Origin of the sequence: Dactylosporangium sp. CA-092794, from assembly GCF_050948465.1 — a bacterium.
Taxonomy (GTDB): Bacteria; Actinomycetota; Actinomycetes; order Mycobacteriales; family Micromonosporaceae; genus Dactylosporangium.
Genome location: NZ_CP192044.1, coordinates 3,868,946 through 3,894,456 on the forward strand (window position 1 = coordinate 3,868,946; position 25,511 = coordinate 3,894,456).

General features: G+C 71.1%; 22 protein-coding genes. 17 read left to right on the plus strand and 5 right to left on the minus strand.

Annotation, left to right across the window (positions count from 1 at the left end; genetic code table 11):
• Positions 1-12 precede the first annotated feature (12 nt).
• The 17 genes from ACQPXD_RS16585 to ACQPXD_RS16665 all read left to right on the plus strand — a co-directional run bounded on the left by ACQPXD_RS16585 (position 13) and on the right by ACQPXD_RS16665 (position 22,769).
• Positions 13-888 (plus strand): 3-hydroxyacyl-CoA dehydrogenase family protein, encoded by an 876-nt coding sequence (locus ACQPXD_RS16585; protein ID WP_432839325.1) that lies wholly within the window; start codon positions 13-15, stop codon positions 886-888.
• A gap of 18 nt (positions 889-906) precedes the next feature.
• A complete protein-coding gene (locus ACQPXD_RS16590) occupies positions 907-1,152 on the plus strand; it encodes an acyl carrier protein (RefSeq protein ID WP_432839327.1) in 246 nt (81 codons plus the stop codon).
• A 13-nt stretch (positions 1,153-1,165) separates the two neighbouring features.
• On the plus strand, positions 1,166-2,335 hold the full coding sequence (locus tag ACQPXD_RS16595) for an acyl-CoA dehydrogenase family protein (RefSeq protein ID WP_432839329.1): 1,170 nt from the start codon (positions 1,166-1,168) through the stop codon (positions 2,333-2,335).
• Entirely contained in the window at positions 2,332-3,369 is a 1,038-nt protein-coding gene (locus ACQPXD_RS16600; protein ID WP_432839331.1) for an HAD-IIIC family phosphatase, read from the plus strand. The genes ACQPXD_RS16595 and ACQPXD_RS16600 overlap by 4 nt, the downstream gene beginning before the upstream one ends.
• The gene (locus ACQPXD_RS16605; protein WP_432839333.1) at positions 3,366-4,685 is read left to right on the plus strand and encodes an aspartate aminotransferase family protein; all 1,320 of its coding nucleotides are present in this window, start codon (positions 3,366-3,368) and stop codon (positions 4,683-4,685) included. The genes ACQPXD_RS16600 and ACQPXD_RS16605 overlap by 4 nt, the downstream gene beginning before the upstream one ends.
• Before the next feature lie 31 nt (positions 4,686-4,716).
• Positions 4,717-6,666: an AMP-binding protein gene (locus tag ACQPXD_RS16610; RefSeq protein ID WP_432839335.1), complete on the plus strand. Its 1,950-nt coding sequence runs from the start codon at positions 4,717-4,719 to the stop codon at positions 6,664-6,666.
• Positions 6,667-6,756: 90 nt separating this feature from the next.
• Positions 6,757-8,439 (plus strand): class I adenylate-forming enzyme family protein, encoded by a 1,683-nt coding sequence (locus ACQPXD_RS16615; RefSeq protein WP_432839337.1) that lies wholly within the window; start codon positions 6,757-6,759, stop codon positions 8,437-8,439.
• Positions 8,440-8,536: 97 nt separating this feature from the next.
• Complete coding sequence (locus tag ACQPXD_RS16620; protein WP_432839339.1) at positions 8,537-9,442, plus strand: shikimate dehydrogenase; 906 nt, start codon at positions 8,537-8,539, stop codon at positions 9,440-9,442.
• 29 nt (positions 9,443-9,471) lie between these two features.
• Positions 9,472-10,554 carry a histidinol-phosphate transaminase gene (gene hisC, locus ACQPXD_RS16625; protein ID WP_432839341.1) on the plus strand — a complete coding sequence of 361 codons (1,083 nt, stop codon included), beginning with the start codon at positions 9,472-9,474 and terminating at the stop codon, positions 10,552-10,554.
• Positions 10,555-10,571: 17 nt separating this feature from the next.
• Positions 10,572-11,198 (plus strand): mycothiol-dependent nitroreductase Rv2466c family protein, encoded by a 627-nt coding sequence (locus ACQPXD_RS16630; protein ID WP_432839343.1) that lies wholly within the window; start codon positions 10,572-10,574, stop codon positions 11,196-11,198.
• A gap of 136 nt (positions 11,199-11,334) precedes the next feature.
• Positions 11,335-12,402 (plus strand): 3-deoxy-7-phosphoheptulonate synthase, encoded by a 1,068-nt coding sequence (aroF, locus tag ACQPXD_RS16635; protein WP_432839345.1) that lies wholly within the window; start codon positions 11,335-11,337, stop codon positions 12,400-12,402.
• A 105-nt stretch (positions 12,403-12,507) separates the two neighbouring features.
• Positions 12,508-16,389: an amino acid adenylation domain-containing protein gene (locus ACQPXD_RS16640; protein WP_432839347.1), complete on the plus strand. Its 3,882-nt coding sequence runs from the start codon at positions 12,508-12,510 to the stop codon at positions 16,387-16,389.
• A 32-nt stretch (positions 16,390-16,421) separates the two neighbouring features.
• The gene (locus ACQPXD_RS16645) at positions 16,422-17,093 is read left to right on the plus strand and encodes a TRM11 family SAM-dependent methyltransferase (protein WP_432839349.1); all 672 of its coding nucleotides are present in this window, start codon (positions 16,422-16,424) and stop codon (positions 17,091-17,093) included.
• A 175-nt stretch (positions 17,094-17,268) separates the two neighbouring features.
• Positions 17,269-19,155, plus strand: coding sequence for an FAD/NAD(P)-binding protein (locus tag ACQPXD_RS16650; protein WP_432839351.1), 1,887 nt, complete (start codon positions 17,269-17,271; stop codon positions 19,153-19,155).
• Complete coding sequence (locus tag ACQPXD_RS16655; RefSeq protein ID WP_432839353.1) at positions 19,148-20,560, plus strand: class-II fumarase/aspartase family protein; 1,413 nt, start codon at positions 19,148-19,150, stop codon at positions 20,558-20,560. The genes ACQPXD_RS16650 and ACQPXD_RS16655 overlap by 8 nt, the downstream gene beginning before the upstream one ends.
• Complete coding sequence (locus tag ACQPXD_RS16660; RefSeq protein ID WP_432839355.1) at positions 20,560-21,924, plus strand: ATP-grasp domain-containing protein; 1,365 nt, start codon at positions 20,560-20,562, stop codon at positions 21,922-21,924. Before ACQPXD_RS16655 ends, ACQPXD_RS16660 begins: the two co-directional genes overlap by 1 nt.
• Positions 21,925-21,938: 14 nt before the next feature.
• A complete protein-coding gene (locus ACQPXD_RS16665) occupies positions 21,939-22,769 on the plus strand; it encodes an isocitrate lyase/PEP mutase family protein (protein ID WP_432839357.1) in 831 nt (276 codons plus the stop codon).
• A 108-nt stretch (positions 22,770-22,877) separates the two neighbouring features.
• Here the strand turns inward: ACQPXD_RS16665 and ACQPXD_RS16670 are convergent, their stop codons facing one another.
• From ACQPXD_RS16670 to ACQPXD_RS16690, 5 genes are all read right to left on the minus strand, one after another.
• Positions 22,878-23,903 (minus strand): nitronate monooxygenase, encoded by a 1,026-nt coding sequence (locus ACQPXD_RS16670; protein WP_432839359.1) that lies wholly within the window; start codon positions 23,901-23,903, stop codon positions 22,878-22,880.
• A 140-nt stretch (positions 23,904-24,043) separates the two neighbouring features.
• The gene (locus ACQPXD_RS16675; protein ID WP_432839361.1) at positions 24,044-24,451 is read right to left on the minus strand and encodes a hypothetical protein; all 408 of its coding nucleotides are present in this window, start codon (positions 24,449-24,451) and stop codon (positions 24,044-24,046) included.
• 30 nt (positions 24,452-24,481) lie between these two features.
• Positions 24,482-24,610 carry a hypothetical protein gene (locus ACQPXD_RS16680; protein WP_432839363.1) on the minus strand — a complete coding sequence of 43 codons (129 nt, stop codon included), beginning with the start codon at positions 24,608-24,610 and terminating at the stop codon, positions 24,482-24,484.
• A gap of 144 nt (positions 24,611-24,754) precedes the next feature.
• Positions 24,755-24,892 carry a hypothetical protein gene (locus tag ACQPXD_RS16685; protein WP_432839365.1) on the minus strand — a complete coding sequence of 46 codons (138 nt, stop codon included), beginning with the start codon at positions 24,890-24,892 and terminating at the stop codon, positions 24,755-24,757.
• Positions 24,893-25,061: 169 nt separating this feature from the next.
• Complete coding sequence (locus ACQPXD_RS16690) at positions 25,062-25,490, minus strand: phosphatase domain-containing protein (RefSeq protein WP_432839367.1); 429 nt, start codon at positions 25,488-25,490, stop codon at positions 25,062-25,064.
• Positions 25,491-25,511: the final 21 nt, after the last annotated feature.

A 25,511-nucleotide genomic window follows, 5' to 3' on the forward strand; every position in this document is an offset into this window, starting at 1 on the left:
GGAGAGGACAGCATGCCGGAAATCGAAGTGCGTAACGTCGGCGTCATCGGCGCCGGCGTGATGGGCAGCGAGGTGGCCCTGGTCCTGGCGCAGGCCGGGCTGGGCGTCGTCCTGGTCGACATCACCGAGGACGCCCTCACCCGGGCCCGGCAGAGCATCGACAACGCGTTGGTGCTGCAGAAGATGTTGCGCAAGCGGGACGGCGTCGCCGGGTCCACAGTGGACCGCAAGGAGATCGTCGGCCGGATCGTGTTCACCACCGACCTCGGCGACGTCGCCGAAGTCGACTTCGTGATCGAGAACGTCACCGAGGACTGGGACGTCAAGCGGCCGGTCTTCGAGGCGCTCGACTCGCTGTGCAAGCCACACGTCGTTTTCGCCGTGAACACGTCGATCATCCCGATCACGCAGGTCGGCGGGGTGACCGGGCGGCCGGACAAGATCGTCGGCGCGCACTTCATGAACCCCGTGTCGCTCAAGCCGATGGTGGAGGTGATCAGGGGGTATCACACGTCGCCGGAAACCGTGCAGGCGATGCTCGATCTCCTCGCCACGATCGGCAAGGAGGGCGTCGTCGTCGCCGACTCGCCCGGCTTCGTCTCCAACCGGGTACTGATGCTGACCGTCAACGAGGCCGCGTACCTGGTGCACGAGCGCGTCGCCGAGCCGATCGAGGTGGACCGCATCTTCAAGGGCTGCTTCGGCCACCGCATGGGGCCGCTGGAGACCGCCGACCTGATCGGCCTGGACACCATCCTGCTGTCCATCGAGGGCCTGTACCGGAGCTTCGGCGACAGCAAGTACCGGCCCTGCCCGCTGCTGAAGCAGCTCGTGCACGCCGGCCTGCACGGTCGCAAGAGCGGCCGTGGCTTCTACGACTACCACTAGACACGAGAGGTGCCATCCGTGGTCGAGGCAAAGGTCAGGGACTACCTGGCGGGATTCTTCAAGGAGCACGAGTTCGCCGACGACGAGGACATCTTCGCCAGCGGCTACGCCAACTCGATGTTCGTCATGCAGCTCATCGTCATGGTCCAGCGCGAGTTCTCGATCACGCTGGAGGACGACGACCTCGAGTTCGACAACTTCCGGTCGATCGAGGCGATCGCACGGCTGGTCGCCGCCAAACGCGGCGTGCTGGCCGGGGCGTGAGGCTGGTCGACACATGAACGCGACCGCCGGTGTGCTGTCGCTCACCGACAGCCAGAGCAAGGTTCTGCACGAGTACCGGCAGTTCACCGCGACCGAGATCGCACCGTTCGCCAACGAGTGGGATCGGGCCGGGCGGCTGCCCCGCGACATCGTCGTCGCGATGGGCCGGGCCGGGTACCTGGGTGCGCTGATCCCCGTCGAGTACGGCGGCAGCGCGCTGGACATCATCGAGTTCGGTTTGCTCAACGAGGCGCTCGGCGTCGGCTGCTCCTCGGTGCGCAGCGTCCTGACCGTGCACAGCATGGTGAGCTACGCGATCGCCCGGTGGGGCAAGCCCGAGGAGCGGGAGCGGTGGCTGCCCCGGATGGCCCGGGGCGAGTGCGTCGGCGCGTTCGCGCTGAGCGAGCCCGGCGCCGGCAGCGACGCGGCCCGCATCACCACGTCCGCCCGGCCCGACGGGGACGGCTACGTGCTCGACGGCACGAAGAAATGGATCACCTACGGGCAGGCGGCCGACGTCTTCCTGGTGTTCGCCCGGATCGACGAGCGGATCACCGCCTTCGTGGTGCCGCGGGACAGCCCCGGGCTCACCGTCGTGCCGATCGCCGACATGCTCGGCACCCGCGCGTCGATGATCGCCGAACTGCGGTTCGACAACTGCAAGGTGCCCGGCACGGCGTTGCTCGGCCGGCCCGGGTTCGGGCTGGTCGCGATCGCCGGTCCGGCACTGGAGTATGGACGCTACAGCGTGGCGTGGGGCGCGGTCGGGCTGTTGCAGGCATGTCTGGAGGAGTCCCTCTCGTACGCGCGACAGCGCCACCAGTTCGGCTCGGTCATCGCCGAGCACCAACTGATCCAACGACTGCTCAGCGACATGGCGACCACGGTCTCGGCCGCGCGGTTGCTGTGCCTGCAGGCGGGCCGGCTCAAAGAGACCGAGCACCCCGACGCGGTCGCCGCGATCTGGATGGCCAAGTACTTCGCGTCGACCGGGGCGTTCCGCGCCGCGGCCGACACGGTGCAGATCCACGGCGCGAGCGGCTGCCTGCCCACCTCGTCGGCCCAGCGCATGCTGCGCGACGCGAAGGTCATGGAGCTCATCGAGGGCAGCACCCAGATCCAACAGATAGTGATTTCGGAGCGGGTGTGCGCGACCGCACCCGACGGAGAGGGACCACGATGACCGTGAAGTGCCTGGTGTGGGATCTGGACAACACGCTCTGGCACGGCACGCTGCTGGAGAACGACGAGCTGACGCTGGTCCCGGAGGCGGTCGCCGCCCTCCGGGCCCTGGACGAGCGCGGCATCCTGCACTCGGTCGCCAGCCGCAACGACCCCGGAGCCGCGCTCGCCAAGCTGGAGGAGTTCGGGCTGGCCGGATACTTCCTCTACCCGCAGATCGGCTGGGACCCGAAGTCGGCGTCCATCAAAGCGATCGCCACCGAGCTCAACATCGGCATCGACAGTCTGGCGTTCATCGACGACCAGCCCTTCGAGCGGGAGGAAGTCGCCTTCAGCCTGCCCGAGGTGTTGTGCGTCGACAGCGCCGAGGTGGCCACGCTCGTCGACCGGCCCGAGTTCACCCCGACCTTCGTGACCGCGGACTCCCGTCGGCGCCGCGAGATGTACCAGGCCGACCGCGTCCGCAAGACCGCCGAGGCCGACTTCGGCGGGGTGCAGGAGGCGTTTCTCGAAGGCCTCGAGATGCGGTTCGAGATCAAGGAGGCGACCGAGGACGACCTGCAGCGCGCCGAGGAGTTGACGCTGCGCACCAACCAGCTCAACACCACCGGATACACCTATTCCTACGCCGAGCTCGACGAGTTCCGCAAGCTCGACCGGTATCTGCTGCTGACCTCGACCCTGCAGGATCGCTACGGCCCGTACGGCACGATCGGCCTCACCCTGGTCGAGAAGGGCGACGACGCCTGGACCGTCAAGTTGCTGCTGATGTCGTGCCGAGTGATGTCGCGCGGTGTGGGAACGATTGTCATCAACCATTTGAAGCGGCTGGCGGCGGCCGAGGGCGTGCGGCTCCTCGCGGAGTTCGTGCAGACCGACCGCAACAGAATGATGTACGTCTCCTACAAGTTCAACCGATTCTCCGAATTGGAGCGTCGCGACAGTTTCATCCTTTTCGAAGCCGATCTCAGCGCCATTCCTACCGACCCGTCGTACGTGACGGTGGCCATTCCCCAGAAGGAGTCGAATCAATGACGCAGGCGCCCGTAACCACCCGATTGACCAACGCCGACCTGCTCGAGGCCACCCGCGCGGTCATCGCCGGCGGCGGTAGCAGCAACATGCGCAACCTCGGCATCCAGACCCCGCTGGTGCTCGACCGGTCGGCCGGGTGCCGGATCTGGGACGTCGAGGACAACGAGCTCATCGACGTGAACATGGGCTACGGCCCGCACCTGTTCGGGTACGCCGATCCCGACGTCCTCGGGGCGGTCGCGGATCGGCTCCTGCTGGGTGCCATCACCGGCATCCCGCACCGCCTCGACCACGAGGCCGGCGAGCTGATCGCCGCCACCGTCCCGAGCATCGAGCAGGTCCGGTTCGCCAACTCGGGCACCGAGGCGATCACCTCGGCGCTGCGGCTGGCCCGCTACGTCACCGGCCGGTCGGTGGTGGTCACGTTCGAGGGTCACTACCACGGCTGGAGCGAGACGGTCCTGCGCAAGGCATCGATCACCAGCAACGGCGTCGGCGTGCACGGCGCGCAGCCGGGTGCGCCGGGCATGATCCCCGGTGCGCTGGCGCACACGCTGCAGCTGCCCTGGAACGACTTCGCGGCGCTGGACGAGGTGTTCTCGGCGCGGGGCGATGAGATCGCGGCCGTGATCCTGGAGCCGATCTGCGGCAACGCGGGCATGGTGCACGCCGCGCCGGGCTTCCTGGAGCGGATCGCCGACCTGACCACGAGCCGAGGCGCGCTGCTCGTCTTCGACGAGGTGATCACCGGATACCGGGTGGCCCTGGGCGGCGCGCAGGAACTGCTGTCGGTGCGTCCGGACCTGACCATCGTGTCGAAGGTGCTCGGCGGCGGTTTCCCGGTCGCGGCGTTCGGCGGCAGCAAGGAGATCATGGCGCCGCTGGCCCGCAACGAGGCCTTCCACGCCGGTGTGTTCGCGGGCAACCACGCCGCGATCACCGCGGCCGTCGCCATGGTCACCAAGCTGCGCGCCAACCCGTCGGTGTACGACGCGCTCGACGTCGCCGGTGACTACCTGCAGCAGCGGCTGACCGGGTTGTTCGCCGCGGCCGGGCGGAACGTCCGGATCTGCCGCAGCGGGTCGGTGATGTCGGTGGCACTGCTGACCGACGTCCCCGACGTCGACCTGGACTACGACGCCGCGGTGTCGTCCATCGACTTCGCCGCGCACCGCCGGCTGCAGCTGCTGTGCCAGGAAGGCGGCCTGTACTTCCACCCCAACCCGCTGGAGCCGTGGTTCCTCAGCACCGCGCACACGCCCGATGTGCTGGATGCCGTGGTCTCCGTCATCGAGGAGTCCCTGGCCAGGCTCTGAGCCCGGCCGGGTGGACCGAGCAGGAGACCGCATGAGTATCGAGCAACTGAGCCAGGTCCTGGTGGACCTGGGCGTCGAGGTCGACGACATCTACCCTGGCGTGCGGCTGCGGGCCGGTCTCGCCCTCGATTCCGTCGAGACGGCGGAGCTCGAGATCGAGCTGCGCCGGCAGTTCGCCGTCCAGGTCGACCTGTGGGACGCGCACGACTACTCGCTCGGCGAGCTGGCCGCGCTCGTCGAGGCCGCGTCCGGGGCCGCTGCCGCGCCGCTCGGCGACGGGCTGGTCGAAGCCGGCGCCGCCGCACCGGTGGACCGGCACCACCCGGAAGCCGTCCCGACGGTGCCGGCCGAGCGTGCGCGGGCGTACCGCGACGCTGGCTGGTGGCGGGCGGAACCGCTGCACAGACTGCTGCTGGGCCACGCCGGCCGGGACCCGGACAAGTGCGCACTGGTGGGCCCGGACCGGCGGCTCAGCCACGGCGAGCTGCGCGCCACCGTGGCCCGGGTCGCCGGTCTGCTCCGGGACCGCGGGATCGGTCCCGGCGACCGGGTGGTGGTGCAACTGCCGAACTCCGTGGAGTTCGTGGTGCTCCTGCTCGCGTTGATCAGCATCGGCGCACCGCCGGTGCTGGTCACCTCGACGCTGGGGGAGTACGAGCTGGACCGCATCCTCGAGGTGACCGAGCCGGTGGCGGTCGCGGTGCCGGCGAGCACCCGCCGCGTCGACCACCTCGGCAGCGTGCGGCGGCTGCGGGAGCGGCACCGGTCGATCAGGCACGTGCTGGTCGCCGACCCGGGCGTGCCGGACGGCCCGGACGTGGCCGGCCTGACCGGTTGGTGCGCGTCGACCGGAGGCGCGCCGCAGCTGTCGGCCGGCGGGGTCGACCCGACCGGCGCCGCGCTGTTCCTGCTGTCCAGCGGCACCACCGGGCCGTCGAAGGTGATGGCCCGCACCCACGAGGACTACGGCTACGTGGTCCGCGGCACGTCGGCCGTCGCCGCACTGTCCGAGGAGACCGTGTACCTGGCCGTACTGCCGTCGACCCACACCTTCACGCTCGCCTATCCGGGCATCATGGGCACCCTGGCCGCCGGCGGCACCGTTGTGCTGGGCAGCGCGCAGGATCCCCGGCACGCCCTGGAGCTCGTCGAGCGGGAGCGGGTGACGCACACCGCGGCGGTGCCCGGTCTGGTCACCCAGTGGGTCACCATCCTGCGCACCGAGCCGCGCGACGTGTCGAGCCTGGGTGTGCTGCAGGTCGGCGGGGCACGGCTGGACCGGGCCCTGGCGGAGGCGGCGACCGCCGCGTTCGGGTGCGTGATCCAGCAGGTGTACGGCATGAGCGAGGGCCTCGGGAACTTCACCCGGCTCGACGACCCGCGCGAGGTGACGTTCGCGACCCAGGGACGACCGGCGTCGCCGGGCGACGAGATCCTGATCGTCGCCGAGGACGGGACGGCGGTCGCACCCGGAACGGTCGGCGAGCTGCTGACCCGCGGACCGTCGACCGTCGCCGGATACTTCCGGGACCCGGCGGCCACCCAGCGGGCGTTCACCGAGGACGGCTTCTACCGCACCGGCGACCTGGTCCGGCTGCGGCCGGACGGCAACCTCGAGGTCACCGGCCGGATCAAGAACCTGATCAACCGTGGCGGGGAGAAGGTCAGCGCCGAGGAACTGGAGGAGCTGACCCGGGAACTGCCCGAGGTCGCGGCGGTCGGTGCCGCGCCGATGCCGCACCCGGTCCACGGGGAGGCGGTCTGCCTCTTCGTGGTGCCCGCCGACGGGAGCCGGCCGGACCTGCGGGAGGTCCGTCGCCACCTGCAAGCCCGCGGCCTCGCCGGCTACAAGCTGCCGGAGCGGCTGGAGCACCTCGACTCGATGCCGCTGGTCGGCGTCGGCAAGGTAGACCGCAACGCCCTGCGGCAACGCGCACAGGCCCTGGTCGACGCCGACCGTGCTGAGGCCCTGAGCCGCTAACCGACCGGGTCGTGCCCGGACGGCGCGCCATGGCTGCCGGGCACCAACCGCGCAAACCCTCTTATCGCCCATCACGGGAAGGTGAAAACCATGTCCCTGTCCGAGAAAGCCATCCTCACCAAGGAACAGCGTCTCGCGTTCGCCGCGGACGACACCGTGGGCGGCGGCAACCTGCTCCGGTCGGCCATCAAGGCCAACCCGCGTCCGGACGTCGCGTTCATCCGCTCCGGACGGCCGCTGACCAACACCGACGGCGAGCAGCAGACCGACTTCAGCCTGATCCAGCTCGACCAGCTCGCCCAGAGCTGGTCCGTGTGGTACCTGGGGCAGGGCATCCGCCCGCGCGACCGGGTCGGGATCTACATGAAGGACTTCTTCGCCTACTCCGTGCACTACTACGCGCTGTCCCAGATCGGCGCGGTCGCCGTGCTGATCAACAGCAACGCGTCCCAGGAGATCGCCTCCTCGCTGCTGCGCCGAACCGCCCCGGTCGCGCTCTACACGGACCGGCCGCACCTGGCGGTGCTCGGCGACACGGTCGGCGAACTGACCAGCCTGCGCTGGATCCAGGTGGAGGAGGAACTGCCGGCGCCGCCGGCCGCCACTCTGCCGGAGGAGCAGCGCTGGCGGCACGCGCCGGAGGACCCGGTCTCGATCCTGCACTCCTCCGGGACGACCGGCCTGCCGAAGCCGGTCATCCAGACGCACCGGTCCAGCGTGGCCGGGCCGCGGTTCCGGCTCACCCAGGACGACCCGACGCTGGGTCGTGGCGGCGCCATGATGGCCGCACTGCCGCAGTCGCACCTCGGGTGTATCCACTACATGACGTACGCCATCTTCGCCGGTACGCCGATCGTGCCGCTCTTCGACCCGAGCCCGACGCAGATGGTGGAGGCGATCGCGCTGCACAAGCCGACGTCGGTGATGGCGTTCGGCCACGCCTGCGCCGACCTCGCCGCCCTGGACCTCGCGCCGGGTGCGGTCGACTCGGTCGACGTGTGGGTCACCACGGCCGACGCGGTGCACGAGGCGCACATGCGCAAGCTGCTCGCCCACCGCAGCCCCGAACTGCCGCCGTCGTCGTTCCTGGACCGGCTCGGGACCACCGAGCTCGGTTGGGCGGTGCTGCTGAAGAGCCGGACGCTGGCGTCGCCGCGCAACGACCGCTGCGTCGGCAAGCCGGTCGGCGTCTCCGAGGTCGCCGTGCTGCGCAAGGACGGCACCGAGTGCGGCGTCAACGAGGTCGGCCTGCTCGGCGCCCGCGGCCCGGCGATCACCGCGGGCTACTGGAACGACGCCGACACCACCTACCGCAGCCGGCTCGGCGGCTACTGGACGCCGGGCGACATGGTCTACCGCGACGAGGAGAACAACTTCTACCACGTCGACCGGGCGGTCGACACCATCAACACCAACCGCGGCCCCGGTTACTCCATCCTGATGGAGGAGACGCTGCTCAGTGAGGTCGCCGAGATCCTCGACTGCGCCGTCGTCGCCGGTCGGCAGGACGGGGAGACGGTGGCGGTCGGCGTGGTGACCACCAGCGTCACCGACCCCGACCCGCTGATGTTGGTCAAGCAGGCCAACGAGGCGCTGCGCGCGGCGGGTTACCCGGAGCTCTCGCTGCTGGAAGTGGTCGACTCGATCCCGGTCGGGGTCACCGGCAAGGTCCTCAAGCGCAAGCTGCGGGAGCAGTACGGCGACCTCACCGCGTACCTCGGCGACGGTAGGTCGAAGGCCGTCGCCGTGGCGTCCGCATCGCTGGCCGGGTGACCGCGCCGCGCCCGCACCGTTCCGAACGATCCCGGCTCGGGCCGGCCCGGCGTGGACACGCCGGGCCGGCCGGGTCTGCCGCACATAGGAGCCTCGTATGACGGACACCCGACCGACCATCCTGACCGGGCTGATCGGCGCCGGCATCGGCGCCTCGCTGAGCCCACCCCTGCACGAGCGCGAGGCGGAGCTCAACGGCCTCCGGCTCGCCTACCGGCTCATGGATCTGAACACCCTGGGATTGGCGGTGTCCGAGACCCCGGCGCTGCTGGCGTCGGCCCGCCGGCAGGGCTTCACCGGGGTCAACATCACCCATCCGTGCAAGCAGGTCGTGCTCGACCAACTGGACGACCTGTCCCCGGAGGCGGAGCTGATCGGCGCGGTCAACACGGTGACGTTCACCGGCGGGCGCAGCGTCGGGCACAACACCGACTGGCACGGGTTCGACACGAACCTCGAGACCGGGCTGCCCGGTGCCGCCCGCGGTCGCGTGATCCTGCTCGGCGCGGGTGGTGCGGGTGCGGCGGTGGCCTACGCGATGCTGCGCACCGGGACCGAGAAGCTCGTCGTGATCGACCTCGACCGGTGCCGTACCGACGATCTGGTGCGGCGCATGGCCGACATCTTCGGGGCCGATCGGATCGTCGGCGCCGGCCTCGATCGGCTCAAGGCGACGCTGGGATGCGTCGACGGCCTGATCCACGCCACGCCGGTCGGCATGGCCGCCCATCCCGGCTTGCCGTTCCCGACTCGCTGGCTGCGGCCCCGGGTGTGGGTCGCGGACCTCGTGTACGCACCGCTGCGCACCCGGCTGCTGACCGAGGCCGCGGCCGTCGGATGCCGCACCGTTTCCGGCGGCGGGATGCTCGTGCACCAGGCAGCCGAGGCGTTCCGGCTGTTCACCGGGGTCACGCCGGAGGTCGGCCGGATGATCGAGCACTTCACGGCGCTCACCTCCGGCGTGGCGGTGCAAGCCCGTACCCCCGATCCGGTCGCCGGCTGACACCAGCACTGCCGCAGAGAGGACGAACGATGAATGAGGTGCTGCCCCGGCTGCGCTCGGTGCTGGACGACCTGCCCGGTTTCCGGCCCGGTCCGGTGCATGCCGCCGCGAACGGCACGGTGCACCTGCTCGCGGCCAACGAGTCGCCGGACGGGCCGCTGCCGTCGGTGGCGGCGGCCGTCGCCGACGCGATCGGCGACATCAACCGCTACCCCGATGGCGCCGTCACCGCGCTGAACGAGGACATCGCCCGCCGGCTCGGGACCGACCCGGACCAGGTGGTGGTGGGCTGCGGCTCGGTCGGCGTCGCCCAGATGCTCTTCGAGGCGGTCGGCGAGCCCGGCGCGGAGGTGGTCTACGCCTGGCGCTCCTTCGAGGCTTACCCGGTGCTGGCGGCCCTGGCCGGGTTGCGCAAGGTCGCGGTCCCCCTGCGCGGGGATCGGCACGACCTGACCGCCATGGCCGCGGCGATCACCGCCGACACGCGCCTGGTCATCGTGTGCAACCCCAACAATCCCACGGGTACGGTCATGCGGCGCGCCGAGATCGAGCGGTTCCTGGCGGCGGTGCCGGCCGACTGCCTGGTCGTGTTCGACGAGGCCTACCACGAGTACGTGCGCGACGCCGACGTGCCGGACGCGCTGACGCTGCTGGACGGGCGGCCCAACGTCGTGGTGCTGCGTACCTTCTCGAAGGCGTTCGGCCTGGCTGGTCTGCGGGTCGGCTACCTGGTCGCGCATCCGCACGTCGCCGCGCAGGTCCGCAAGACCCGGTTGCCCTATGCGGTCAACCACCTGGCGCAGGTCGCGGCGCGCGCGTCGCTGCGCGCCGAGGACGAGTTGCGCGCACGGGTCGAGGACGTGGTGAAGGAACGCGACCGGATGCGCAACGCACTGCTCGACGCCGGCTGGTCGGTTCCCGCGAGCGAGGCGAACTTACTATGGTTGAAGCTCGGTGACGAATCGGTCGGCTTCGCCGCCGCTTGCGCCGCGAGCGGAGTGAACGTCAAGGCTTTCCCCGGCGAAGGTGTCCGCGTGTCGGTCGGCGCTCCCGCTGCCAACGACGCTTTGCTGGCGGTGGCGTTCGACTATTCCCGCCCGTCCGAGCACTGATCATGGAGGAGAACCCGATGACAAGCACCGCGGAATCGCCGGCGCCGCCGGATGTGACGCTCTACTTCGACCCGGTCTGCCCGTTCGCGTGGGTCACCTCGCGCTGGATCCTCGAGGTGGAGAGCCTTCGCGACATGGCGCTGAGGTTCCGCGTGATGAGCCTCTCGGTGCTCAACGAGCACCGCGAGATCGACGCGTGGTACCGGGAGTTCTGCGACAACGCGTGGGGCCCGGTGCGGGTCGCGATCGCCGCCGCCGAACACCACGGCGAGGGGGTGCTGCGCGACCTCTACACGGCGATGGGTACCCGGATCCACAACCAGGGCAACGAGGACTACCCGACCGTGATCGCGGAGTCGCTCGCCGAGGTGGGCCTGCCGGCCGCGCTCGCCGAGGCGGCGACCAGCACCGATTACGACGAGGCGCTGCGCAAGAGCCACCGCGACGGCATGGAGCCGGTCGGGGACGAGGTCGGTACCCCGACGATCCACATCGACGGGATCGCGTTCTTCGGGCCTGTGCTCAAGTCGATCCCGCGCGGTGAGCAGGCCGCCCGGATGTTCGACGCCTGCCGCGAGCTGGCCTCGTTCCCGAACTTCTTCGAGCTCAAGCGGTCCCGGGGCGGCAAGTTCGACTTCAGCTGACCAGGCCCGCACCATGAGCTAGGCACCAACAACTACGCCGTTCCAGCAGCGCCAGTCGTCGAACGACTGGCGCTGCTGCTTTGTCATGCCGTTTCTCCACCCTTCATCACCGCGTCTGCGGGGAGGGAGTCCCGGGTTGTCCAGAATCGATGTCCTCTACGCATTCCCGTCCACCGTTCCGTCCACCGAGATCAGCGAGTGGCTGGCACACTTCGAGTCGGCGGGCGCCGATCCGACGCTGTACTGGCTCGGCGCCACCCCGGTGATCGCCGCGAGCGGTACCGCCGGCGCCGGGCCCACCCACCTGACCAGGCCGGACGCCACCGTCCGCACGACCGGTGACTCCCGGCTGGGCCGGCGCGAGCTGCGGCCCGGTGGCACGGTCGTCCCGATCGGTCCCACCAGGGTCGGCGACGGCAGCATCGCCGTCTTCGCCGGCCCGTGCGCGGTGGAGAGCGCCGAACAGTACGACACCATCGCGGCGATCGTCGCCGAGAACGGCGCGGTCGGCCTGCGCGGCGGCGCGTTCAAGCCACGCAGCTCGCCGTACTCCTTCCAGGGGCTGCGCTGGGCGGCCCTCGACCTGCTGGCCGAGACCCGCCGCAAGACCGGGCTGCCGGTGCTGGCCGAGGTGGTCGAGGCCGCGCACGTCGAACGGATGGCCGCGGTCGCCGACGGCCTGCAGATCGGCGCGCGCAACATGCAGAACTTCGAACTGCTCAAGGAGGTCGGCGCGGCCGGCATGCCGGTCGTGCTCAAGCGCGGGTTCGGCTGCCGGGTCGACGAGGTCCTGGCCGCCGCCGAGTACATCCTGGCGGCCGGCAACGACCGGATCGTCCTGTGCGAGCGCGGGATCCGCACGTTCGAGACGGCCACCCGGTTCACCCTGGACATCTCGGCGGTCGCGTTGATGAAGCAGCGCAGCCACCTGCCGGTGATGGTGGACCCGAGCCACTCCACGGGCAACCCGGCGCTGGTCGGGCCGGCGTCGCTGGCCGGCGTCGCCGCCGGGGCGGACGCCCTGCTGGTGGACGTGCACACGGATCCGGAGCGGGCGTTGTGCGACGGCAACCAGGCGTTGCTGCCGGCCGCGTTCCGCGAGCTCATGGCCCAGCTGGAGAGCTTGGCGATGGGCCTGGGCCGGCCGTTGGCCGGCGCTGGTCGACTGCCCGTGCCGGCGGCCGGCATCGCCGTGACCGCCTGAGCCGCGAGCTCTCCGGTATCCGATCGAGGACCTTTACGAAAGGATCCTTGTGTTCAGCGACACGCATGGATACGTCCGGCAGCCCGCCGCCACGCGGGGGCCGTCGTGAGTCACACGTCCTTACCCCACGCGGATCCGACCCGCGACCTCCACGGATCGGGCGGTGGGCCGGTCATCGACGACCGGTGCCTGCCCGATCTGCTTCGCGACCAGGTGGCGCGGCGACCCGGCGACATCGCTGTCGTCGGCGCGGCCGGATGCCTGACCTACGCCGGTTTCGCAGCGGCGGCCGGGGAACTGGCCGCGTACCTCCAGCACCTCGGCGTGCGGGCCGACGACCGCGTCGGCGTGTTCGTCGAGCCGTCCACCGACCTGATGGTGGGCGTCTGGGGCGTGTTGTGCGCCGGCGCGGCCTACCTGCCGTTGTTGTGCGAGTACCCGCGTGAGCGGCTGCGCCACATGATCTCCGACGCCCGCGCGCGGGTCGTCGTCACCCAGCCGGGGCTGCGGTCCCGGCTGGCCGAGCTGGCCCCGGCCGGCACGGTGATCGTCACGCGAGAGGACGCGCAAGGCTTCGGGGGACACCTCGATCGTGCCGCCCGCCCGACCGACCTGGCCTATGTCATCTACACCTCGGGCAGCACCGGAAAGCCCAAAGGCGTGCTCATCGAGCACCGGGCGATCGTCAACCAGATGCGGTGGCTCGAGGCGGAGCACCGGATCGGCCCGGAGCGCACCGTGCTGCAGAAGACGCCGATCGGCTTCGACGCGGCCCAGTGGGAGATCCTCGCGCTGGGCCTCGGCAGCCGGGTCGTCGCGGGCGGACCGGGCCTGCACCGGGACCCCGAACGGCTGATCGAGACGATCGTCGCGCACGGGGTCACCACGCTGCAGTGCGTTCCCACGCTGTTGCGGGCCCTGGTGGACACGCCGGGGTTCGATCGGTGCACGTCCCTCGTCCAGCTGTTCAGCGGTGGCGAGGTGCTGTCCCGGCGGCTCGCGCTGGACTGCTTCCGGGTCCTGCCGGACGTGGAACTCGTGAACCTCTACGGGCCCACCGAGTGCACCATCAACGCCTCCGCCTTCCGGGTCGACCGGGACCAGGTCGCGGACGGGCCACCGAGCATCTCCATCGGCGCGCCGGTGTACCACACCCGCTACCACATCCTCGGCGCCGACCGGCTGCCGGTGGCCGTCGGCGACATCGGCGAGCTCTACATCGGCGGCGTCCAGCTCGCCCGTGGCTACCTGCGCCAGCCGGAGCTGACCGCGGAGCGGTTCGTCGACAACCCGTTCCGGGCGGGACCCGACGACGACCGGCTGTACCGCACCGGCGACCTCGCCTACTGGAACACCGACGGCACCGTCCAGTTCGTCGGCCGCACCGACAACCAGGTCAAACTGCGCGGCTTCCGGATCGAGCTGGACGAGATCCGCCGGGTCATCGAGACCCACGACTGGGTCCGGAACGCGGCCGTGGTGGTGCGGGCCGACCCGCGCGGCGACCGGCAGGACCTGATCGCGTTCATCGAGCTGAACCCGCTGGAAGCGGCGCTGATGGACCAGGGTAACCACGCCGCGCACCACCAGTCCAAGCAGGCGCACCTGCAGACCCGGGCACAGCTGTCCGACGCCGGCTTCCGCGACGCCGATGAGCTCGCCGACCGGCCCTGGGTCGACCTGCCCGGGCGGGTGCCGACGCCGGCCCAACGGCGGGAGGTGTTCGCACGCAAGACCTACCGCTTCTTCGAGGGAGGCGAACTGTCCCGGTCGGACCTCGTCGAGCTGCTCGGCCGGCGTCGGCCCGCCCCGTGGACCCGGCGCGAGCCGGCCGCGCTGGACCTCGCCGAACTGGGCGGGATCCTGCGGTACTTCGGCCAGTTCCACAGTGTGGAACGACTGCTGCCGAAGTACGGCTACGCCTCGCCCGGCGCGTTGTACGCGACACAGCTGTACCTGGAGCTCAACGGTGTCGCGGGCCTCGCGGCGGGCTGGTACTACTACCACCCGGCGCAGCACCGGTTGGTGCTGATGGACGGCGCGGTCACCGCGCCGTCCGGCACGCTGCGGGTGCACTTCCTCGGCAAGCGGCGGGCGATCGAGCCGATCTACCAGAACAACGTGGATGAGGTGCTGGAGATCGAGGCCGGTCACATGGCCGGCCTGTTCGACGAGATCCTTCCCCGCCACGGGCTGAGGCTGGTCGCCCACGGACGCCCGGCGGCGGCCCCGCGGCGCGTGGCAGGCGCGGCCGACGACCACTACATCGGCGCGTTCGACGTGCTGCCCGACGACGGTAGCCCGGTGGACGCGATCGTCGACGTCTACGTGCAGCCACACGCCGGCAGGGTGGCCGACCTGCCCGCCGGGCAGTACCGCTACACCGGCCACGAGCTCGTCCGGGTCGCCGACGAGATCATTCTCGAACGCCACGTGATCGCGATCAACCAGCAGGTGTACGCGCGGTCGGCCTTCGGCATCGCCCTGGTCAGCCACGCGGCCGAGGGCTGGCGGGACTACCTCGATCTCGGCCGCGCACTGCACCGGCTGCAGGCCAACGTGTCGCACGTCGGCCTGATGTCCGCCGGGTACAGCTCGAAGTCGGGGCATCCGTTGCCGGCGGCCACCCGGCTGGCGGCCGTGCTGGCGCCGGTCGGCCGCCGGGCGGGTCCGTGCTACTTCGCCGTGGCCGGCCCGGTCAGCGAGGACCAGGTGCGCGGCATGGGCATGGCGGAGGACGTCGTGCACATGAAGGGTCCGCTGGAGATGATCCGCGACGACCTGGTCAACTACCTGCCCGACTACATGATGCCGAACAAGGTCGTCATCCTGGACCGGCTCCCCCTCACCGCGAGCGGCAAGATCGACACGAGGTCGCTGGCCGAGCTCGAGGTCGGCGGCGCGGACCGCGAGGACCGGCCGTTCGTCGCACCGCGTACGGACACCGAGCGGCGGATCGGTGACATCTGGCGGCAGGTCACCCAGCAGGACCGGGTCTCGGTCCACGACGACTTCTTCGAGTGCGGCGGCAACTCGCTGATCGCGGTGGCGCTGGTGAACCGGATCAACCGGGAGTTCCGGCGGTCGCTGCCGCTGCAGTCGCTGTTCACCGCGCCGACCGTGGAGCGGCTCGCCCGGCTGGTCGACGGCGGCCGGCGCACGTCCAGATCGGACGGAGCGGCGGCGAAGGCCGCCTCCAACCGGCTGATCCGGCTGGCCGCGCACGGCCCGTACCACCCCATCTTCTGCTGGCCGGGTCTCGGCGGCTACGTGATGAACCTGCGCACGCTGGCCAGGCGGATCGAGGGGGACCGACCGTTCTTCGGGGTGCAGGCTCACGGCATCAACGACGGCGAGGAGCCCTACGCCACTCTGGCGGAGATGGCCGCGCGGGACCTCGAGCTCATCCGGGAGCGGCAACCCACCGGGCCCTACACCCTCTGGGGCTATTCGTTCGGCGCGCGGGTCGCCTTCGAGACCGCGTACCACCTGGAACGCTCCGGCGATCAGGTGGAGAACCTGTTTCTCATCGCCCCGGGCTCGCCCCGGATCCCAGCCGACGGAACGCGGGGACAGGGGTACCGCGACAGCGTGTACCTGACGGTTCTGTTCTCCGTCTTCGCCGGCGGCATCGACCACCCGCTGCTGCGCCGCTGCCTGGCCGAGGTCAGCGACGCGGACAGCTTCATCGCGTTCGTCGTCCGGCACTTCACGCTCGATCCCGGCCTGGTCCGCCGGGTCGTGCGGGTGGTGGAACACACCTACAAGCTCAGCTACGCACCGGACGAACTGGCCGACCGTCCGATCAACGCCCCGATCACGATCTTCAAGGCCGGCGGCGACGAGCCCTCCTTCCTGGAGAACGCCGAGGCCTGCCGTACGCACGCACCGGGCGTCGTCGCCCTGCGCGCCGACCACTACGGCCTGCTCCGCGGAACTGGCGTCGAGGAACTGGCGGCGTCGGTCGTCGGGGCACCCGCGCGCTGACCGTTCTCTTCCTACGTCATGGGGGTAATCCGATGGGCATCTCGAGTTGGCGCGTCCTGACCGGAGAGGACGACGAGTTCGCCGCGCCGACCGCGATCGCGCAGTGCGCTTGGGTGAGCCAGCTGCGTCCGCTGATCGCCGAGCTGAGCAAGCCCGGAGATCTCGTGTTCGACCCGTTCGCCGGCTGGGGCACGACCCTGATCGCCTGCGCGGCCGAGGGGAGGCGCGGCATCGGTGTCGAGATCTCGCCGTCGCGCGTCGAGCAGGCGCGCGAGCGGCTTGCCGGCCATCCGGACCAGACCATGCTGTGCGGCGACGCCCGTACGCCACCGGTGGCGGCGGACTCGATCGATCTGGTGCTGACCGACCTGCCGTACTTCGGCACCGCGCTGGACGCCGGGTCCGACGCGGACGGCACCCTCTACGCGCTGCGGGAGTACAAGGACTACCTCGGCGCGCTGGACGAGGTGTTCGCCGCGCTGGCGACCGTGCTGCGGCCCGGCGGCATCGCGGTGGTGTGCGCGCAGAACCGCCGGATCGCCGACCGGTTCGTGCCGCTGGCCTGGGACACGGCCCGGGTGCTCGGCCAGCACCTGACGCTGGGCGATGAGCGCGTCCACCTCTACGACAAGGCCGCGAGCGGCTCCGACCCGCTGGTGACCAACCGCGCGCACGAATACGTGCTGCTCGCCACGAGGAACTGAAGCTCGTCCACGCAACCGACAACCGCTCGCCCCGCCGGCCGCTACGCGCAGGCGAGGGTCGATGAACGCTGCTTTTATGGAGGTCGAATTGGAAACCGTTGGTGCGCGGAGGCCCCGCCCCGCCGCCGTTCTGGACATCTGCGTCATCGGAGCCGGTCCGCGTGGCCTGTGCATCGTGGAGCGCATCTGCGCCAACGCGGAGGCCATGGACCGCGACGTGGTGGTGCATCTGGTCGATCCGTTCGTGGACCGCGGCGGTCGGGTGTGGTCGACAGACCAGTCTCCGGTGCTGTTGATGAACACCATCGCCTCGCAGGTGACCGTGTTCACGGACCCGACAGTGACCTGCCGGGGGCCGATCCGGCCGGGCCCGAGCCTGTTCGACTGGGCCCGGATGCTCCCGCTGATGGAGCCGTTCGACGAGTACCCGGCCGCGGTGCTGGCGGAGGCAGAGCGGCTCGGGCCGGACTCTTACCCGTCCCGCTCCTTCTACGGACACTACCTGAGCTGGGTGCTGCGCCGGCTGCGGCAGACCGCACCTCCCGAGGTGACCATCCAGGTGTACCCGCAGCTCGCGGTCGGTCTGGACGAACAGCCGGACGGCACACTCACGGTGCGGCTCGCCGACCGGTCCACGGTGGACGACGTATCGGTGGTCGTGCTGGCGCAGGGACACCTGGACATGCCGCTGGGTCTCCAGGAGAGCCGGCTCAGCCAGCTCGCCGGGGCCGCCGGACTGACCTATGTCGCGCCGGCGAACCCGGCCGAGGTCGACCTGAGCGCCGTGCTGCCGGGCGAGCCGGTCGCGCTGCGCGGCATGGGCCTGAACTTCTTCGACTACCTGGCGATGCTGACCCTCGGCCGGGGCGGCCGGTTCGACAGCGTCGAAGGCCGGCTGGCATACCGGGCGTCCGGGCGGGAGCCGGTGATCTACGCCGGGTCCCGGCGCGGGGTGCCCTACCATGCCCGCGGTGAGAACCAGAAGGGCGTCTCGGGCCGGCACCAGCCGGTGTTCCTGACCGCCGACGTCATCGAGCGGCTCCGGGCCCGCGCCGACCGCGGCCACCCGCAGACGTTCCGCGCCGAGGTCTGGCCGCTGATCGCCCGCGAGGTGGAACTGGTCTACTACACCGCGCTCATCCGGCAACGCCGGGGCGAGCAGGCCGCGGAGCGGTTCCAGCTCCGGTACGTCGCGGCCGATCCGGCTCTGGTCGGGGACCTGCTGGCCGAGTCCGGGATCGGCGAGGAGGACCGGTGGGACTGGGACCTGATCGCGCGGCCGCACGCGGGACGCCGGTTCGGTTCTCCGGCGCAGTTCCGGACCTGGCTGCTGGATCTGCTGCGGCGCGACGCCGAGCGGGCCCAGGGCGGCAACGTCGACGAGCCGGTGAAGGCCGCACTGGACGTGCTCCGCGACATCCGCAACGAGGTCCGGCTGATCGTCGACCACTCCGGGCTGACCGGCACCTCGTACCGCGACGAGCTGACCGCCTGGTACACCCCGCTCAACGCATACCTGTCGATCGGGCCGCCGGTTCGGCGCATCGAGGAGCTGATCGCGCTGATCGAGGCCGGCGTGGTCACGGTGCTCGGACCCGGAGCGGATGTCGATGTGAGCGCGGACGGGTTCGCCTTCCGCGCGTCCGATGTGGACGGTGCCCAGATCGTGGTGCGTACCCTCATCGAGGCGCGCCTGCCGGAGCTGGACATCCGCCGCACCAGCGATCCGTTGCTCGGCCATCTGCGGCGCACCAACCGGTGCCGGCCGTACCGGATCCCGGACCCTGCCGGGCCGGGCTACGAGTCCGGCGGCCTGTCCGTCACGCCCGGCGACCACCACCTGGTGCTTGCCGACGGCCGGGAACACCCGCGGGTGTTCGCCTACGGTGTACCGACCGAGGCTGTCCACTGGGTCACCGCGGCCGGTGCCCGCCCCGGGGTGAACTCGGTGATGCTCAACGAAGCGGACGAGATCGCGCGGGAGGCGCTGCTTGTCCCGGTGCCGGTCCGCGCCGACGCGCCGACGATGGTACAGCTGCAAGGAGGGTTCCACCATGAGTAACCACGCCACGGACTCCGGCCTGCTCGCACCGGTCTGGGCCGGCACCGACGCGGCCTGCCTCGTCAGCGACGAGGCGTGGCTGCAGGCGATGCTCGACGTGGAGGTCGCGCTGGCCCGGGCACAGGCCCGGCTCGGCGTGGTCCCGCCGTCCGCGCTCACCGCCATCGCCGAGGCGGCCCGGGCCGACCGACTGGACCTGGTCGACCTCGCCGTCCGGGCGCGCGGCGCCGCCAACCCGGTGGTCGCGCTGGTTCAGGCGCTCACCGCGCAGGTGGCCCGGATCGATCCGGCCGCGGCCGAGTACGTCCACCGGGGCGGCACCAGCCAGGACATCCTCGACTCGGCGGCGATGGTGCTGGCCGCCCGGGTGCTGGCCGGGACCGAACGGGACCTGCTGCGCTGCGCCGACGCGCTGGCCGGGCTGGCGCGGGAACACCGGTCGACCGCGATGGCCGGCCGTACCATGGCCCAGCACGCGGTGCCGATCACCTTCGGCCTGAAGGCAGCCGGCTGGCTGACCCTGGTGCTCGACGCGCTGGACCGGGTCCGCCAGCTCACCGAATCCGGCCTGCCGGCGCAGCTCGGTGGCGCCGCCGGCACGCTGGCGTCCTATGTGGAGTACGCCCGGATCGCCGGCGTGCCCGGCGGTCCGAACCACGGCGCCGACCTGATGGCCGCGTTCGCCGACGAACTCGGCCGGCCGGAGCCGGTCGCACCGTGGCACACGATCCGCACCCCGTTGGCCGACATCGGCGCGGTCGTGGCGTTCGTCACCGGCGCGCTCGGCAAACTGGCGCTGGACGTGCAGGGCATGTCCCGGACCGAGGTCGGCGAACTCGCCGAACCCGCGGCCGAGGGACGGGGCGTGTCCAGCGCCATGCCGCAGAAGCGCAACCCGGTCCTCGCCACGCTGATCGTCTCGGCCGCCCGCCAGACCCCGCTCTGCGCGGCGGCGCTCAGCCAGGCGCTGCTCGCCGAGGACGAGCGCTCCGCCGGCGGCTGGCACGCCGAGTGGCAGCCGCTGCGGGAGGCGCTGCGCCTCGTCGGCGGCGCCGCGGCGACCGCCGCCGATCTGTGCGAGGGGCTGCAGGTCTTCCCCGACCGGATGCGCGCCAACCTGGACCTGACCGGCGGCGCGGTCGTCTCCGAGCGCCTCGGGGCGGTCCTAGCGCCGATGCTGGGCAAGGCGACGGCGAAGAAGCTGCTCGGTGGCGTCGCGCTCGCCGGCACCGGCCCGTTCGCCCAGACCCTGTCGGCGACACCGGAACTGGCCGGTCGGCTCGACGCCGGCGAACTGGTGGAGCTGCTGGACCCGACCCGGTACCTCGGCTCGGCGCAGCTCATCGTCGAGCGAGTGGTCGCCCGGTACGAATCCGTCCTCACCTGCGATCTCGGGAGACCGTGATGTCAGACGACAAGCCACGCGCGTTCATCCTCACCGGCGCCTTCTACGTCATCTGCCGCAACCCGCGGTACCTGACCGAGCTGGTGGACCGAAACCTCAAGGTCCTGGTGATCACCTCCGCCTCGTACCGCGACCAGGCGCTCGCCTCGATGAAGGACCTCCGGCACCCGGCATCGGCGGTCGACGACATCGTGTTCGTCGACGGCGAGTTGAGCGTGGAGGGTTCGTTCACCGCCGGGTGTATCGCGGCGGCGCAGGAATGGCGCCGCAAGTACACCGTCGTCGGCGTGCACTCGGTCGGCGAGACGGTGGTCGACGCGACCGGGCTGCTCGCGGACGGGTTCGGCCTGCGCGGGCCCGGCCTGCGCGCGACCCGCGCCAGCCGCAGCAAGCACCTGCAGCGCTGGTACCTGCCCGAGTTCAGCCCGCCGTCGGTGGTGGTTCCGCCCGCGGAACGCGCGGCCTTCGACTGGAGCAGGGTGGAGTTCCCGGCCGTGGTCAAGCCGGCCAGCCGGCACTCCAGCTCCGGGGTGGCGACCGTCTCCGACCGGATGGAGCTGCTCGAACAGGTCATGAGCTACCCGCCGCACGAGGTCATCCTGGTCGAGAAGAAGGTGGTCGGCCAGGAGTTCTCGGTGGAGAGCCTGGTGCAGGACGGCGACGCGATCCTCGCCTCGGTCACCCGCAAGGAGACGACCGAGTCCTCCGACCGCACCTTCGTCGAGCTGTCCCACTCGGTCCCGCACACCGTGCCCGCGGAGTGCGAGCTGCTCCTTGACGCGAACCGCCGGATGCTGGACCTGCTGGCGTTCCGCGACGGGATCGCCCATTCCGAGTGGCGCATCGACGGCGCCGGCCGGCCGTACCTGATGGAGGTGGCCGTGCGGACGCCGGGCGACGGGCTGACGGTGCTCTACCAGCTCGCCACCGGGCGTCCGATGGAGCCGGAGGTCATCCGGATCGCGCTGGGCGAGCCCGCCTCCTACCCCGCGCTGCGGCGCTACACCCGGCAGGTCTACCTGGAGCACGAGCCGGCGACCCTGCTGCAGGACGTGACCGTCGACTGGCCGGGCGTACAACCCGTGTGGGTCGGTGAGAACGCGGTATGGCCGGAGATCGAGGCCGGCGGGGCGGATGAGCCGCCGACCCTGCGCGCGGTGCTGGTGCTCAAGGAAACCGGCGCCGAACTGGGCCCGCTGCTCAGTTCCGCGGACCGCGCGGTGACCTTCCTGATCGACGCGCCGACGCCGGAGCAGCTCGACGAGGTGGAGCGGCGGGTGCGGGCCGCGATCACGATCCACGCCACGCCGGCCCGGCCGTTCACCTCCCGGCGTCCCGATGCGAGTAGCGTGCGCAGCGCTTGAGAGGATCGTTGCCCATGACGCTCAGTACCGCCGAGCAGGCACAGCGGGCAGCCGCCTTCCGTGACCTGCACACGGGACCCACGTTCGTGACGCCGAACCCGTGGGACGCCGGCACCGCCAAGCTGCTGACCGCCGCGGGCTTCCCGGCGCTGGCCACCACTAGCGCCGGGCTCGCTTTCTCCCTGGGCCGGCCGGACGGCGCCGGTCTGGTCAGCCGGGAGGAGACGCTGGCCAACGTCGCGGCCATCGCCGCCGCGACTTCGCTGCCGGTGGCCGCCGACCTGGAGAGCGGCTTCGGCGCGACCCCCGAGGACGTCGCCGAGACGATCCGGCTCGCCGCCGCGGCCGGCGCGGTCGGTGGCTCGATCGAGGACTCCACCGGTGACCCGGCCGTGCCGATCCGGCCGGTCGACGAGGCGGTGCGCCGGATCCAGGCGGCCGCGCGGGCGGCGCGAGAGTTGCCGTGGCACTTCACGCTCACCGCGCGCGCGGAGAACTTCCTGCACGGCATCGCGGATCTGGACGACACCGTCGCCCGGCTGCATGCCTACCAGGAGGCCGGCGCCGACGTGGTGTTCGCACCGGGGCTGCCGTCGCTGGCCGCGGTGCGCACGGTCTGCGCCGCGGTGAAGGTGCCGGTCAGCTTCATGGCCGGATTCCAGGCCGAGCTGACGGTCGCCGCGCTCAGCGAGGCCGGCGTGCGGCGGATCAGCGTGGGACCGACGCTCACCCTGGCAGCTCTGTCGGCGACGTTCCGAGCCGCACAGGAGCTGCACGAGCACGGCACGTTCGAGTTCACCCGTGGCGTTCTCGGCTACGGGGAGATCAGCCGGTTGTGCACCTGACTGGTTTCGCTTCGAAGCGGACCTGCCCTCGGGCGGGTCCGCTTTTCGCGTTTGCCTGTCCGGCTTCTCTTGTCCGGCTTCTCGCCTGTCCGCTTCTCGCCTGTCCGGTTACAGCCGGCCCGCGAGGCGGTGCAGGATCCCGGCGGCCGGCTCCTCGGTGGCGTGCCGGAAACCGGTGCCGGCCCAGAGGTGTACCCGCTCCGGGTCACCCGCGGCCGCCGCGGCCTTGCGCACCGGGCTGGTCAGATGGTGCAGCGCGGGATAACCGAACGGCGCCACCGGCTGGTACTCGTCGATGAACGCGTTGCGCAGCCCGCGCGCGGTGCGGCCGGTGAACGCGTGCGTCCGCACGGTTTCGGTGCGCGCCGGATCGGCGAGCGCGGCGCGATGCGTGGCCGACGTGCCGGCCTCGACGCAGCGCAGCAGCACCGTCCCCACGCTCACCGCCTCCGCCCCGGCCGCCAGGGCGGCGACGACTGCCGCCGGGGTTGCCACACCCCCGGCGGCGACCACCGGAAGCCCTACGGCCTGCCGCACCGCGGCCACCAGCTCGGGCAGCGGCACGGCGGCGGGCGGCCTCAGCGGCGTCAGAGTTCCCGAGTGGCCACCGGCCTGCACCGACTGCACGACGACCGCGTCGACACCGGCCGCGGCGGCGCGCTTGGCCTCGTCAACCGACGTCACTGTCTGCATCAGGACCGCACCCGTAGCCCGCAGCGCGGCGAGGTCGGCCGCGGCGGGGATGCCGAATGTGAAACTCACCAGCGGCACCGGCCGTTCCCGCAGCAACGCGACCTTCTCGTCCCACGAGTCGTCGTCCTCGACCGGCTTGTCGACGGGCACGACGACCCCGTAGCGCTCCGCCTCGAGGGTGACAAGCCCGGCATAGCGTCGGTAGGCCGCCCGGTCAACCGGTAGCGGATTGGGCACGAACAGGTTGACCCCGAACGGCCCCCCGACGGTTTCGATCTCGGCGGCCAACGCCTCCGGGCTCTTGTACCCACCGGCGAGCAGACCCATCCCACCCGCCGCGGCCGCGGCCTCGACGAGCGCGACCCCGCCCGGCCCGCCGGCCATCGGCGCCGCCAACACCGGCAACGACACACCCAGGGCCGCCAACAGCCGCCCGGCCATCAGTACGCCCCGCCAACCCGAACCATGCCCCGCATGCTATCCCGGTGGGCCGGCGGCCGTGCGTTCGCGATGACCTGGTGTGGACCCGACGTTCAATGATCGGGTTCATTCTCGGTACCTGGGCAACGATACGAGCTGTTTCAGGTCTCGTTTCGGCCAGGAGCGCCGAAGGAGACGCCGCAGTGAATGTCGCGTGCCTGCACCACATTGCCCTCGACGTGCCCGAAGAGACTGTTGACCAGGTCGCCGTCGCCGGCGTTCAGGTGCGGCAGGAGCGTTTGCCATAGGTCTCGTAGATCCGCCGCGAACGGAGGGTCTTCCGCGGCGGCCTGTGTCAATGCCTGGCGAAGAACCCCGACCCGCGAGACATCCGCCGGATCGGCTTCGGCCTCGGAGAGCGCCGCTCGTGCGGAGACGCGACCTTCGAATCTGCGCCGCACTAGCCGAGCCAACGCCTTGAACGCCGTCCTGCCGCCCTCGGCGAGGGTCTCCGCGCCCTTGGCTGCCAAGGTGACTGCGATCGCGGACAACATCTGTTGGTCTGTCATCGCGGCGACATCGCGGTTATCGGCTCGAATTCAGTGGTCGCCATCAGATCTGACTCCCAGCGTGGGCCTGATCATCGAGTCGAGTTCGAACTGGTGCCACAGCCGTTCCGGCTTGCCGATGCCGTCCGCGTTGCCGTTGCGGAGGATGTCTTCGATCAACTGGTTGATCCGGCGAAGCAGCCGACGATCATTACCCTGCCACCAGCGGGAGCAGGTTCGGGCCTTGCGGATCTGGTTCTGAACAACGGCTCGGCGACAGTTACTGATTCGCGCCAGTCGATCTTGTTCGGCAGTGGGTGGGTTTTAGCTCAGGGTGTCTTCCAGCGTGTCTGCGGTGAGGACGCGGGCGGTCCAGGTTTCCAGCTGGTCGGTGGAGGCGGCGTGCACGGTGTCGGGCACGGCCTGAGGTAGCGGGCCGAACTTGAGGGTTAGCAACTGCACGAGCGCCCCGGCACGACCCCGGGCCACACCTTCGGCCTGGCCTTGGGTGCGACGCCGTGTTCGCCGACTCACCAAGCACCCGGCGGAACACCGCGTCATGCGGGCTCGACTGACTCGACACGCCAGCCAACCTACCGGCAGACACCGACGAATGTTGACCCGTGGCGCGTCAGGGGCCGGCGGTGAAGCGCTCGACGTACCGGCGTTGCCAGGGGGTCTCGACGGAGCGCGGGTGATAGTGCCGGCGGACGTAGGCCACCGCCTCGGCCGGCGGTAGCCCGTCGAGGATCGCGATGCAGGCCAGCGCGGTGCCGGTGCGGCCGCGGCCGCCGCCGCACGCCACCTCGACCCGCTCGCGCCCGGCCCGGTCGAGGGCCTCGGCGAACGCGGCAGCGGCGCGCTCGCGATCGGCGGGCAATCGGAAGTCCGGCCAGCGCAGCCAGTCCGACGGCCAAGGCATCGGGGGCGGTGGCTTGCCGAGCAGATACAGGCCGTACCGCGGCTCGGTCTGACCGGTCATCGGCCGGCGCAGGCCCCGGCCCCGGATCAGCCGCCCCGATGGTAGCCGTAGCACGCCGGGCTCCGCCGGATCCCACATCGGCCCACGATAGCGCTGCGG